At 35.5% G+C, this 14,010-nt stretch carries 10 protein-coding genes; 4 read left to right on the forward strand and 6 right to left on the reverse strand.

What is annotated here, in order from left to right:
• Nucleotides 1-170 precede the first annotated feature (170 nt).
• The gene (locus tag CDZ92_RS10955; protein ID WP_096155277.1) at nt 171-383 is read left to right on the forward strand and encodes an alpha/beta-type small acid-soluble spore protein; all 213 of its coding nucleotides are present in this window, start codon (nt 171-173) and stop codon (nt 381-383) included.
• A 165-nt stretch (nt 384-548) separates the two neighbouring features.
• Here the strand turns inward: CDZ92_RS10955 and CDZ92_RS10960 are convergent, their stop codons facing one another.
• From CDZ92_RS10960 to CDZ92_RS10975, 4 genes are all read right to left on the reverse strand, one after another.
• The gene (locus CDZ92_RS10960; RefSeq protein WP_227521523.1) at nt 549-1,793 is read right to left on the reverse strand and encodes a hemolysin family protein; all 1,245 of its coding nucleotides are present in this window, start codon (nt 1,791-1,793) and stop codon (nt 549-551) included.
• Between the two features lie 117 nt (nt 1,794-1,910).
• Nucleotides 1,911-3,941, reverse strand: a complete 2,031-nt coding sequence (locus tag CDZ92_RS10965; RefSeq protein WP_096155278.1) for an ABC transporter ATP-binding protein — start codon at nt 3,939-3,941, stop codon at nt 1,911-1,913.
• Nucleotides 3,938-5,689 (reverse strand): ABC transporter ATP-binding protein, encoded by a 1,752-nt coding sequence (locus CDZ92_RS10970; RefSeq protein WP_096155279.1) that lies wholly within the window; start codon nt 5,687-5,689, stop codon nt 3,938-3,940. Before CDZ92_RS10970 ends, CDZ92_RS10965 begins: the two co-directional genes overlap by 4 nt.
• An 859-nt stretch (nt 5,690-6,548) precedes the next feature.
• On the reverse strand, nt 6,549-8,612 hold the full coding sequence (locus tag CDZ92_RS10975) for a penicillin-binding transpeptidase domain-containing protein (RefSeq protein ID WP_096155280.1): 2,064 nt from the start codon (nt 8,610-8,612) through the stop codon (nt 6,549-6,551).
• Nucleotides 8,613-8,795: 183 nt separating this feature from the next.
• Here CDZ92_RS10975 and CDZ92_RS10980 point away from each other — a divergent pair, with 183 nt between their 5' ends.
• On the forward strand, nt 8,796-9,806 hold the full coding sequence (locus tag CDZ92_RS10980; RefSeq protein WP_096155281.1) for a S66 family peptidase: 1,011 nt from the start codon (nt 8,796-8,798) through the stop codon (nt 9,804-9,806).
• A gap of 172 nt (nt 9,807-9,978) precedes the next feature.
• Nucleotides 9,979-10,527 carry a GNAT family N-acetyltransferase gene (locus CDZ92_RS10985; protein WP_096155282.1) on the forward strand — a complete coding sequence of 183 codons (549 nt, stop codon included), beginning with the start codon at nt 9,979-9,981 and terminating at the stop codon, nt 10,525-10,527.
• 153 nt (nt 10,528-10,680) lie between these two features.
• On the opposite strand, the gene CDZ92_RS10990 is transcribed toward CDZ92_RS10985, so the two are convergent.
• Both CDZ92_RS10990 and CDZ92_RS10995 read right to left on the reverse strand, forming a co-directional pair.
• Nucleotides 10,681-11,628 carry a hypothetical protein gene (locus CDZ92_RS10990; RefSeq protein WP_096155283.1) on the reverse strand — a complete coding sequence of 316 codons (948 nt, stop codon included), beginning with the start codon at nt 11,626-11,628 and terminating at the stop codon, nt 10,681-10,683.
• Between the two features lie 116 nt (nt 11,629-11,744).
• A complete protein-coding gene (locus CDZ92_RS10995; RefSeq protein ID WP_096155284.1) occupies nt 11,745-12,722 on the reverse strand; it encodes an aldo/keto reductase in 978 nt (325 codons plus the stop codon).
• A gap of 205 nt (nt 12,723-12,927) precedes the next feature.
• Between CDZ92_RS10995 and CDZ92_RS11000 the strand changes: the two genes are divergently transcribed.
• On the forward strand, nt 12,928-14,004 hold the full coding sequence (locus CDZ92_RS11000) for a diguanylate cyclase (RefSeq protein WP_096155285.1): 1,077 nt from the start codon (nt 12,928-12,930) through the stop codon (nt 14,002-14,004).
• Nucleotides 14,005-14,010: the final 6 nt, after the last annotated feature.

Below are 14,010 nucleotides of genomic sequence, written 5' to 3' on the forward strand. Positions count from 1 at the left end.
AGAAAAAAGAGATTTTCCTATAATACAAGTAACAACTTAAGCAGCACCAAACAGCAACCAACTTCTATCAATGGACCTCGCCGAGCAGGCAGCACTCAACAGTGCTTAACTGGTGCAAATCCAGTTGGTCCAGCCAAAAACCATAATTTTTGTGAGGAGATGAATCTAACATGCCAAACCAATCATCTAGAAATTCGTCAAATCAATTAGTAGCACCAGGAGCTCAAGCAGCTATCGACCAAATGAAGTACGAAATCGCTTCTGAATTTGGTGTAAACCTTGGTGCAGACACTACTGCACGTGCTAACGGTTCAGTAGGTGGAGAAATCACAAAGCGTTTAGTTCAAATGGCTGAACAACAATTAGGCGGCGGAAGCTACTAATTAGTATTACCAACTTAATATGAATGGCTTACGGTCCTGGACATTTGTCCAGGGCTGTTTTCATGCATGTGTTTAAATGTTAGACGAATCCAAAATCCCCTCATAATCCAAACCAAAAATTAAGGCTCCTTACACCCAAAGTTGTAAGAAAGCCTTTATGATTTATTAATAATCCCCAATTTCTACCGTGATTTTTCTAATTCTTCTGCCTTCTACGTTCTTAACAGTAACGATTAAATTCTCAAATTCCACTATTTCTCCAATAGCCGGAATATGTTCTAACTCTTCATAGATCCAGCCACCAATTGTATGACTAGAGGAGGTTACTTTATTAAAATCCATTCCTAGCTCCTTGAAAAAATCTTCTAGAGGATAATCTGCGTTGAATTCATATTTACTCTCCGTAATTTTGGTGAAATTTTTTATTTTCTCATCATGCTCGTCCCATATTTCACCGACGATTTCTTCTAAAATATCCTCTAACGTAATTAGGCCTGATGTACCACCAAATTCATCGATTACAATTGCCATATGCACTTTATTTTTCTGCAACTCAGGTAACAATGTTGCTATCTTCATTGATTCTACAACGAATAAAGGTTCGCGTAAAATAGACTTAATGGTCACATCTCCAAACCGAACGAGATGACTTAAAAATTCCCTTTCTGACAAAATACCGATAATATTATCAATATTTTCTTCATAAACAGGAATTCGAGAATACCGTTCTTCTAGAAATACGTCTCTAACTTTTTCTATGGACTGTGTTACTTCTACGGCCACAATATCTATTCTTGGTTTCAATACTTCTCCAACCATAATGTCATCAAATTCCAACGACCTTGTGACTAATTCCCTTTCATTAAAGTCAATGACTCCTTCTTCCTGGCTAATATTCACCATCGTAATTAGTTCTTCCTCTGTAACAGACGGTGAATCGTTTCCTTTGAAGGCTCTTGTTACAAATTGTTTTAACTTTACAAAAAGGAATGTAATTGGTGCAAGTATTTTCATTAGCAAAAATAATATTCCTGCTATGAAAAGGGAGTACGTTTCTGCATTTTCTTTAGCCAGCGACTTTGGAAGTATCTCTCCGAAAACTAATACTAATATTGTCACAACAATGGTACTAATAAAAATTCCTTTGCCATCGCCAAAAAGGTCAGTAGCAACCTTCGTTGAAATAGAAGCCGCTGCTATATTGACAATGTTATTCCCGACCAAAATGGTGGAAAGTGCTTTATCAAAATTCTCCACAATAAAAACAGCCTTTTTACTCCCTCTACGTCCTTCAGACTCATAATTACGCAATCGAATTTTGTTTACACTTGAAAAAGCAGTTTCTGCTGATGAAAAAAAAGCAGACAATATGAACAAAATAATTAATGTTAATATTAGGCCAAAATCCAAAGAATTTCCCCTCCGCTAAAGGAGTATTTACTTCAGTTTATGTTACCCAATAATTACTAAAGCTATGAATAAAAGATGGGGCTAAGACAAAAAGTCTATAGCCCCACCCTTTACAAATTATCCAGCCAATGTACCTTTTCCTTGTTGAAGTTCGTACATTTGGTAATATCGTCCCGATTCTTGCATCAATTCATCATGGCTTCCTTTTTCTACAATCGTCCCGCGATCTAATACTAATATTTGGTCCGCATTTTTAATAGTAGATAGTCTGTGTGCAATAATAAAGGTAGTTCTTCCTTTTTTCAACACTTCTAATGCAGCTTGAATAACAGCTTCTGTTTCTGTATCGATACTTGCCGTTGCCTCATCTAAAATTAGAATCGCAGGGTCAAATGCGAGTGCTCTTGCAAAAGAGATTAACTGTCTTTGTCCTGAAGATAACGTACTACCTTTTTCAATAACTGGTTCATCTAATCCTTTTGGTAAGCTCGAAATAAAGTCCCAAGCACCAACGTCTCGTAGTGCTTTTTCCACTTTTTCTCTTGAAATGGTTGGATCATCAAGACTTACGTTAGAAGCAATTGTCCCTGTAAAAAGAAAAGGATCTTGCAGAACAATTCCCATGTGCTGGCGAATTGCTTGCTTCGGAAGGGTGTTAATATTTACACCATCAATTTTTATGCTACCTTCTTGTATATCGTAAAAACGGAACAGTAAGTTCATAATCGAACTTTTACCACTTCCTGTATGACCAACAAGTGCGACTGTTTCACCTTTGTCTGCTTTAAAGTCAATATTTTTCAACACGTATTCGCCTTCTTTATAACCGAACGATACGTTTTCAAATACGACATTTCCATCATAGCGAGGATATTTTTCGTCCGAAACCTCGATTCCTACTTCATCCATTAACTCAAATACTCGAGCAGATGAGACCCTAGCTTGCTCTAAGTTCGCTAATTGGTTTACCATACCAGTAATCGGTCCGAAAAGTCTTCCTAAATAATCAACGAAAGCGTAAAGTACTCCTAGTGATAAAACAGTCCCAACACCAAGGGAAGCTCCACCAAAATACCAAATCAATACTACGAATGAAATGTTTCGTAGTACCCCAACTAAATTATGAGATGTTAATGAATTTAAGCTTAATAGCTTATTTTGATACGCAAAGTGCTCTTCGTTTAGTTTTTCGAACTCTTCCGTTGAACGTTTTTGGCGTCGGAATGCTTGAATAATCGGCATCCCTTGAATAGATTCGTTAATATATCCATTAATATCACTTAACAATGAACGAATTTTATGGTTATATAATGATGCGAATTTTCGATAGAAAATAAACCAAACAACTAAGATAGGTATTAACGCTAAGCAAATGAATGCTAACTGTGCATCCAGTAAAAATAGTGCAATATAAATACCTGTAATGTAAATAACACTAGCAAAAAAAGTAGCCAATACGGTTACGTACAACTCTTTAATTGTTTCTGTATCATTTGTAATACGTGATACTACTTTCCCAGCTGGTAGATGGTCAAAGTATTGAATCGGTAATTTTTGAATTTGAGAAAATACATCTTCTCGCATTTTTTGAATAATACGGTTTGCAGAAGTTTGTAAATAATAACTTTGCCCATATTGGAAAAATGCTGCTACAACAAGTAATGCAAAGTAAAATCCAACTAAATAAATTAAATATTTTACTTCAGGTTCATAAAAGGCTAATAACTCTTGACTAGAAAGAGGTGTCGCTTGGTACTCCGCACGCTCTTCCCCTCTTGTAACAACTAAATTCCCTTCTTGTATCGTTCTTTCCCCTTCAAAGGAAATGGAAGATGGTACATAGTAAAACTCTCTAGATACTTGCACAATTCGAACTCTATCTTCCGTTGCTAGTACTGCATCGGTTGCTCTATCTTCACGGATATATAATTGCCCATCATACAAGACACTGTCTTTCACTTCGTTTTCAATAGGAATCCACTCTTTTTCAATCCCCATAATATGTTGGTCAATCATTCTTTTTGCAATAAATGGACCTGTTAACTCTGCTGCTACTGCTATGGAAAGCATGATTAACGCAATAATAATGACTTTCTTTTGCGTTAAAGCATAGTTTAACAGTCTTTTACCTGTCTTTTTTTCTGTCATGATAACACCCCGCTCTCGACAGACAGTTGTTGGCGATCAAACTGCTCCTTGTACCAACCGCCATGTGCCATTAGCTGCTCATGTAAACCAGATTCCACTATTTTTCCGTCGTCTAGTACGACAATCCAGTCTGCATGTTGTACAGCTGATAATCTATGTGTTGTAATAATCGTCGTTTTTTCACTACGTTCTTTTCGAATATTACCAATAATCGTTGCTTCTGTTTTCGCATCGACTGCTGATAATGAATCGTCTAAAATTAAAATTTCTGGATTGGCGATGAGTGCACGCGCAATAGATATACGTTGTTTTTGCCCACCGGATAACGAAACACCTTTCTCTCCAACTAATGTTTCCAGACCTTCTGGTAACATTTCTAAATCTTTCGTAAAGGCTGATAGTTCAATTGCCTTATTTAAATCTGCTTCACTACCATTTTCTTTTCCGAACAAAATATTTTCGCGAACTGTTCTTGAAAATAAAATATGATCTTGTGGCACATATCCAATCCAACCTTGCATGTTTTCAAGGGTAATTTTATTTAAAGGTGTACCTGAGATTTTTATTTCCCCTTTACCTAATGGATATTCTCTTAAAAGTTGCTTCACTAAAGTCGTTTTCCCGCTTCCCGTTTTGCCGACAATACCTAATGTTTCTCCCTTTCTCATATGGAAAGAAACGTTTTTCAAATTATCTACTTGCGAAGAAGGGTAACGGAATGTCACATGTTGAAACTCTATCTCATTTGGAGAATCTACCTTAGTTGGGTTTGCATCATTTTTTACATCTGGCTCATAATCTAATGTCGTATTTACACGATCAAGTGATGCATTTCCGCGTTGCATGATGTTAATTAGTTCCCCAATTGCAAACATTGGCCAGATTAACATTCCGAGATACACGTTGAATGAAACTAATTCTCCAAGCGTGATCGTTTTATGGAAAACTAAGTATGCACCATATCCGAGTCCTATTAAATAACTAGCACCTACTAGCAATTTGATTGTCGGTTCAAAAAGTGAGTCAATTATCGCTACTTTTACATTTTTCTTGTACACGTCATCTGTCATGTTATGAAAGCGAGCTTGATCTGCTCTTTCTTGTACGTATGCACGGACAACACGTACTCCAGCAATAGATTCTAATACCTTATCATTCATGTCTCCAAAAGCATCTTGAGCTTCCGTGAAGCGCTGATGAATTTTCTTACCATAAATATTCATCGCTAGCGCCATAATTGGAAGTGGAAGAATCGCCGCTAGGGTCAATTTCCAACTAATTAAGAATCCCATTGTACATAGAATAATAATCATAAATATGCTTGAATCAATTAGTGTTAAAACACCAAAACCAGCTGTAACAGAAATTGCTCTCAAATCATTTGTCGAACGAGCCATTAAGTCACCCGTTCTATTTTTTTCATAAAAAGTGGGGGTCATTTTTAATAAGTGGCCAATTAACTTTGACCTTAAGGACCTTTCGACTAAAAATGAGCCTCCAAATAATTTGGACATCCATACATACGTAAGACCGTAAATGATAAACGCAAGCACAAACAAGAAGCCAACGTAAGTCATTAGTTTTTCTTTTGTTAATGTCCCTACATGTATTTCATCAATCGCAATACCGATCATTCTTGGTGGGATTACTTCGAGTAAACCAGCAAAAATTAGTAACATGATTGCGAATGTATAACGTTTCCAATGTTCTTTAAAAAACCAACTTAATTTACTAAATACCGAAAACATATTATCGTACTCCTTTCGGTTTGTTAAACCGATTGTTCAATTTTGTATAACTACCCAGAGTCTGTCGCTCCTTCATACATCAACCTAATTACAAATAAACTGTTCATACTGCATGCCTCCTAATATTTGTTTTATATACAAATGGGTTTATCCCATAGGTAACAAATGGAAATGAATTCACATAAAAAAAGACACACCGAACGTAAGTCGGCATGCCAAGGTTTTGCAAATGCAAATAAAAAAGCACACATCACGTTCTATTAACGTGACCTGTGCTTACGATAACTAAATTAGTTGAAAGTAGTGTAATAGGTAAGTTTAGAGAAACTATACGATTATATAGTTTAACGAACTATTCCTATTGCAGTCAGGTCACGAGAATTATTAAATTGTACTGTTATTCTGTTGAACATCTTATCCATTTTAATCATCTCTCGAACCCTCCTTTTTCATAATAAAATTAGTATTTAATTCCACTTTTTTACCTTACCACCGTTCGTAATATATTGTCAATTACTAATTTTGAAAAAATTTACCTTTTATTTATTGAGTTCTTTTAATTACCGCTGTTGATTTCCGTGCAAGGCTACGCTTTCCGCGGGCGGTAAAAAGGAAGGTTATTTTCACTGTCGTGAAAAAACCTACTCCTCGGCGGCAAGCGCCTGTGGGGTCTCCCTTGACACACTTTTCCCGCAGGAGTCTCGCACCTCGTGCTATCATCAACTGGTTTGTTTTTAATACCTTTTTGCTCATACTAAACTTTCTTTGATAAATAATGATTACTGTTTTTCCTAATGATTAATACTCTCACCAAAAAGAAAAAACGTCTTATTTCATAGTGAAATAAGACGTTTTGGGTTTAGTTATTTTCTTCTAATGCTCGGTAGAAGTTTGTTGTTAGGTTAACAACGTGACCGCTTCCGCCTTTTTCTTCTACACCTTCAATAATTATTGCTGTTACTAAGTTTGGTTTGTTTTGGTCATAGGAAACAAAGAGGCCATTTTCTTTACCTTTTGTACCTTGCCCATCTGTTTTCAATTCTGCTGTTCCCGTTTTTCCTGCTAATGCAAAGTTAGGTATATTAGCACTTCTAGCTGTACCTTCTGTTACCACTTTTCGTAAATATTGTTGTAAGATTTGTGCATTCTCTTTACTTACAACATCATCTACCCATACTGCTGATTGTTCTTCTTCTAAAAGCAGTGGCTTCATCATTACTCCGTCGTTAACAACAGAAGCATACAAACTAGCTAAATGTGTCATCGTAACAAGCACTTGCCCTTGACCATAAGAGGAATCGGCAAGTATAACTTCACTGTCCATTGTGCCTGAATTGGAAATTTGTGATGCTGTTAAAGAATAGGAAAACGGAAGAGCCTCACCAAAACCTAATTTATTTAGACCTTCTACCATATTGTTACTACCAATATCTAAACCTAACATCGCAAAATAGATATTATCTGAAACGACCATTGCTGTTTCTAAATCAACGGAAGGTATGGAATCATTTACCCTAGTCACACGATAACTTCCCCACGAAGCGTCTTTTTGCCATCCACCCGAAGGAATGGCTACAGCTTTTTCTGTATCAACTGAATTTGTGTTTAATCCAATTATGGTTGTTAATAACTTCATGGTGGAACCAGGTGAATAGGATGCATGAAATCTATTTAAAATTGGTTGTTTCGGGTTGTCCACTAACGATTGATGATAAGCATTCGATAAACTCATTACATACTCATTAGGATCAAATGAAGGAACGCTTACTAAACCTCGTACTTTTCCTGTTTCAGGTTCCACGACAGAAGCTGTTCCAACTTCATCGTTCATTTGTTCGTAAAGTTTTTGTTGAACTGATCCGTTAATCGTTATTGTTATTGTTTCACCATTTTGAGCTGCTGTTTTAGCGATGTCTCTTGTGCTATTGTCAGGCTTACGAATGTATATTCTCTTTCCATCCTTTGGACGTAAACGTTCTTCAAGAAGTTGTTCTAATCCACGCTGACCAATCCAGCTTGAGGTGGAATAGCCTTTGTCTTTATTCGCCTCAAGTTGTTCGGACGTTATAGGGCGAACATAGCCTATTAAATGAGCTGCTGATTCTCCAAATGGGTACACTCGTTCAATAGTTTTTAGGACACTTACTCCTGGGATAGCCTGTGCTTCAGTTACTATGTCAACATCCTCTAATAAGAATTTTCTTATTGGTACGTGTTGGTCTGGTTTTACCCAGCTTTGAGAATATTGTCTTATAATAAATTCTTCGCTTACATTTAATATCTTGGATAGTGCTGGCAAAGACTGTTCATCAAATCTTTCTAAAACAACTCCTACATCATAAACATCTGTATTTGTTGCCAGAGGATATCCTTCTTCATCTAAAATTTTACCTCTTGCACCTGAAAGTGTAGCATATTGAACTTTATCCTCTCTTTCTAATCCAGGCAAAATAAAGTTAGTATCCCACCTTACGTACCAGTTTTCTTTTTCAACAGCTTCCTCTTCGGCACCTTCCATTCGGACTTCTTTCACTAATGGTACATCAAGGCTATACTCCACTCTACCAGCTAATGTGTCAAAAGAAAGATTCAGAGGAATGCGAATTTCGCTTATCTCTTCCTCTTCTTCTGCTGCCTCCCACACTATTTCATAATCTGCAATTGTAAGCTCCAGGTTGTATACATCTAGTACATTATATAGATGTTCGTATCGATCACCGTATTCTTCAAAAGGATACTCCTCTTTCGTTTCAACGGTTAAATATTCTTCATACAATTGTTGAAATTCGTATGATTTCCACCCTGTTATGTACTCGCTTAATCTTTCATAAGGATTCGCCTTTTTTTCTTCTTCCTTGTTACACGCTATTAATAATAGGCTCATAGTAACTAGTATTGCTGCCAAATAAATTATTCGCTTCAAAATATCTCCCCCTTATGTGTCCTACTATATTCGTATATTGTTACTATTATAGTAGCAAATTTTGGCTATTTTTGTAAGAGTAAAGGAACCCCTAGATATGATTTAACTATTTTCATTATTTTGTTGCTTCCATGTTTTTACTCTGTTACACTCGAAAAAAGATTTTAAGGATGTGAATTGGAAATGAAATATCCTGTGTTGAAAAAAGGAGCAACGATAGGTGTAACAGCACCTTCATCTGGTGTACCCGAATCTTTGCATACTGTCCTCAAAGATGCATGTGAAAAAATGGAACAGGAAGGCTTCCAAGTAAAGTGCGGAAAAACGAATTGGACCCAAACGAAAGCAAAATCTGCAAGTGCAAAAGTGCGTGCTCTCGAACTTAATGAAATGCTTCAATCTGACACTATTGATATGATAATACCTCCTTGGGGTGGAGAACTATTAATTGAAATTCTAGCTTACATAGACTTTCAAAAGATGAAACCAAAATGGATTCTCGGTTACTCTGATACTAGTGTTCTATTACTTGCGATAACATTGAAGACAGGAATTGCAACTGCTCATGGTACAAACTTAGTCGACTTAAGAGGTGAATATTGGGATAAAACTACTGCTAAATGGTTCCATGCATTAACAACAAATGTAGGTGAGTCTGTGGAACAATCTTCGTCAGAAAAATATCAAAAAGAATGGCAACATGAAAATCCTTCACCATGTGTATTTCATTTGACGGAAAATACAGAATGGAAAACGTTAAAAGACTCATCCATTTCCGTTCAAGGTAGGTTATTAGGGGGATGTGTTGATGTTATTAGGCATTTAATTGGTACTCCATTTGGAGATGTTAATTCTTTCTCAAAAGAACATATTAATGGGGATTCAATTATTTGGTATCTAGAAAACTGTGAATTAAGCACAACTGATTTACGTAGATCTCTTGTGCAGATGAAGCTTGCCGGCTGGTTTCAAAATGCTTCAGCTATCATGTTTGGTCGTAGTCCAGCAAATGATCCGGTTGATAACTATACAGTAGAAGATGTATATGCTGAACTAGAAGAGGAGCTAAACATTCCCATTCTCTATGATATAGATTGTGGACACGTACCTCCACAGGTGACCTTTATTAATGGGGCTTATGCGGAAGTTACTGTTAATAGCGGCAAAGGGGTAGTAAAGCAAACTTTTAAATAAGAGTAATAATAAACTTTTTAGATTCAACAGGGCTTTCATTTTATCTGACATTGAAAACAGGACGCTAAAAGGACTAATTTTAACATAAGTAGTACATTAAATAACATATAGGTTATTGAACTAATGGGGAGTTTTCTTTAACCATACAAACATAAATGAGTGAGGAGAATATATGTTTTATTTTAAACTTAATGATACTTCTGAGTTGCGTTTGCTAGAACCAAGGCATGCTGAAAACCTATTCTTGTTAACCGATAAATCAAGAGATTACCTTAGGGAATGGTTGCCTTGGGTGGATTTCACAAAAAACGTAAGAGATTCAAAAGAATTTATTGAAGGTACCATTAAGCAATTAGGTAATAATAATGGATTTCAAGCTGGAATTTGGTATAAAGGTGAATTAGCAGGAGTAATAGGTTTACACGGGATAAACTGGGCAAATAAATCAACCTCACTTGGATATTGGTTGGGCGAAGAATTTCAGGGTGTAGGATTAATGACCAGTGCTTGTAAATCGGTTATTGAATACTGTTTTAATGAATTGAACTTAAATAGAATTGAAATCCGTGCAGCAACTGAAAATCTAAAAAGCCAGGCTATTCCCGAAAGACTTGGCTTCAAAAGAGAAGGTTGTATAAGGAGTTCTGAATTTCTATATGATAGGTATGTCGACCATTTTGTTTTTGGGTTAATTAAAGAAGATTATAATGAACCTAATTAACAAACAGTAAAGCGCTAGTTTAACAAGAAATTAGAATAATGAATAGGAAGTGCACAGATTTTAAATTGGAATCTGTGCTTTTTTATATGCTATTTAGTTGAATTAATTTCATAATAGCCAGAAAAGGTGGAGACCTCTACATAATCTATCTACTTAGGAAGAACATCCTCCCCCACTGCAACTAGCGTCCCCTCCGCTACTCGAATCAGCATCGTTATTATTTGCATTACTACTTGCTGATCCACAAAATACGGCATACGAGCAGCCACTAGTAGAATTGGAAACTCGCGAATACAGATATTCTTTCGCGTGAAGCCAATAGTTTTCAAATTGATATACAGAGTAAAACACCATAATTTGTGAAGAAGAAGTTAAGTTTCCAAAAGTGTTACTTTTTACAAAATTTGCGTTACTTTTATCTTTCTCTGAGTCTAGTGCTTGCTTCCTTAAAGAGTCTATCAAGTGATCGATCAACTCTTCATTTTTCTCGTTTACATTAAAATATTTATCTTTTAACATTTGGTTAGAAGTCGTCTTAAACTCATGTACCAATTGCGGAGAAAGCGGCCCGTGAAAAAAGTCTCCCCAAGCTTTCCAACTAAAAGCCGTAACCTCGAAAAGGTTAGAAAATACCCAATCGAAAAATGCTCTTTCTTGAGGAGCAGCTTCTTTTGATTGTACATTAGGATAATGATGTAGCATCACTCCTAAGTAAGCTTTAGAGAACTTTTCATATTTATGTGTGAACATAATCATCTCATGCCATACAGCATCAATATCTTTACTGAACATAGGAGTCATTTTTAAAATGTTAGTAAGCAAAAAATAACGCTTTAATTCAAATAGTCTCCATTCAAACTCTTCTTCCGTCACTTTACGATTTTCATCTAAAAACCGCATCCTCACATCTTCTACATATGTTTTGTCCAGTGCTGTTTCTAAGTGTTTAATCAATTTTTCAGCTGGAGCACTAGTTAGTACTCCTAGGTTGGAAGGAATATTTTCTTTTGATAATTTCGGATATCTTTTCTTTTTCGAGAAAAATTTTATAATAACAAATACAAATACAACAGCTATCAGACCAATAAATATTAGTTCCAAAATAGCCACCTCGTTTCAGAGAATAAAAAATCACTTTGTTTTTATATACGATTGGTAAGCATAATAGTTTCAAGAAAAAATAAACCACATCTAATTCTCGATGTGGTTTATCTTTTCTATGGTAATCTGTTCCCTCTTGCAGTCACATAAAGTGAGTACCATTCTTCTCTTGTCATTAGTACCGATTGACGAACGGCTTCTGCACAGTTTTTAATACGAATAGGGTTGCTCGTTCCGATGACTGGCTGAACTTTTGCAGGGTGGCGCATTAACCATCCAAGTACAATCGCTTCTTTTGATGTTTCTTTTTCATCAGCCATTTTTTCTACTAATAAAGCAGTGTTTTTTTCTGCATCAGACATATTATCCATCTTGTTTCCTGAGAAAATGCCCTTAGCTAAAGGTGACCATGCTTGAATTTGTACATTGTGTAACATACAGTGCTCTATTAAACCATCTGCAAAATGAGTGGATTCCCCAGCCTTTTGGTTTACATGTACTCCTTGATCTACCCAATCCAACTTATTTAAGCTCATCTCTAATTGATTCACAACTAAAGGTTGATCGATGTATGCTTCAAGTAATTGCATTTGCGATTTATTCATGTTTGATACACCGAAATGGTTCACTTTCCCAGAATTACGTAACTGATGGAATGCTTCTGCAACTTCTTCTGGTTCCAATAATGGATCAGGTCTATGTAATAAAAATATATCTAGGTAATCAGTGTTCAATCTATTTAATATACCGTCTACTGAATCAACGATATACCCTTTGGAAAAATCATATCTACCAGGACCTTTGTCATCGTCAAAACGAATGCCACATTTGCTTTGTATTTCGATTTGCTCTCTTAAGTTAGGACGAATTTTTAACACTTCACCAAAAACTCTCTCCGCTTTTCCACGAGTATAAATATCTGCATGGTCAAACATCGTAATTCCTGTAGAAAGAGCCATCTCTACCGCTTCTTCTGCTATTTTTATATGTTCTTTCGTAATGGAAGAGTTATCCCATCCCCCACCTAGTCCCATACATCCAAGAATTAATCTACTAGAACTAATTTCTAGATTCTCTAAAGCCATCTTTCTCATGAGCACATACCTCTTTCTTTAATATGTAAAAAATCTGTACTAATCATACCATACATCATTTATTATCTTTCTCAAAAAAGTAAGCAATTCCCCCTTTTTTCAAAAAATGTTATGGTATAATTTTGATAAACGGGGCTTTTTACTTTTATCCCAACACGACCCGTGCATTCATTCTATAAAATTATAGGAAAAAGGGATACTCAAAATGATAAGTGATTTATTTGTCAATATAACTATTTTAATTACGTTTATCTATTTCTGGCATATTCTCTTTAAGAATAATAGGCTCTCTATTGAATCTCCAATAAAATTCAAGTTGATAGATGGTGTAATTGCAGGTTTTCTAGGCATAATTCTTATGCGATATGGAATTAGTGTTAACGAGATTACGATTCTAGACTTAAGGCATATCCCTATTATATTAGTAGCTTTTTATGGGGGAATAATTCCGCCTTTAGTAGGGTCTATCATCATTATTATTGGTAGATATTTAATAGATGTTAATTTTTCTTCTCACGTGGCATTATTTATGATGTTACTTATTGGCGTTGGTTCAGGGTTAATTGGACAGTTTGTGAAATGGAAAATGTGGAAAGTTTGGTTATTATTAATTTTATATAGCCAAGCTATCTTTTCCATCGCCCTTTACATTGTGTCCCCTAACTATTTAGCAGTTTTGGATGCAGCAATCTTACACATATTATCTGCTATAATTGGTGGGCTTTTTGCTTTTTCGTTTGCCAGAAGCATTCGGTTAAGTACAGAGTTATATTTCAAATATAAAGAACATGCAAAAAAAGATGCTTTAACACAGTTATACAATGTTAGAGCATTTCATAAGTTTTATACTCAATATATACAAAGAGCAAAAGAAGAAAATATTCCGTTTGTTTTAACATTATTAGATCTAGACCATTTTAAAAAAATTAATGATACATATGGCCATATGGCTGGAGACGAAGTATTAAAACATTTATCTTCTATATTAAAAGAGGAAGTAAACGATGGTATCGTATCTCGCAACGGTGGGGAAGAGTTTTCGATTTTACAAATTGGGCATGATCGAAAAGATGTCTTCATTAAAATGGAAGAAATCAGAAATAAGATTGAATCTACTCCATTCCGTCTGCAAAACGGGAAACAGATCCACATTACACTGTCTTTCGGAATTGCTCAATACAATACAAGGTATAAAGATGACTTTAGACTTTATCAATTAGCTGACGATGCTTTATATCTTGCAAAAAATAATGGAAGAAATCAAATAAAAGTAGCAAAATAACTCTAG

The organism is Bacillus sp. FJAT-45066, from assembly GCF_002335755.1.
GTDB classification, from domain to species: Bacteria; Bacillota; Bacilli; order Bacillales; family Bacillaceae_I; genus Bacillus_CD; species Bacillus_CD alkalisoli.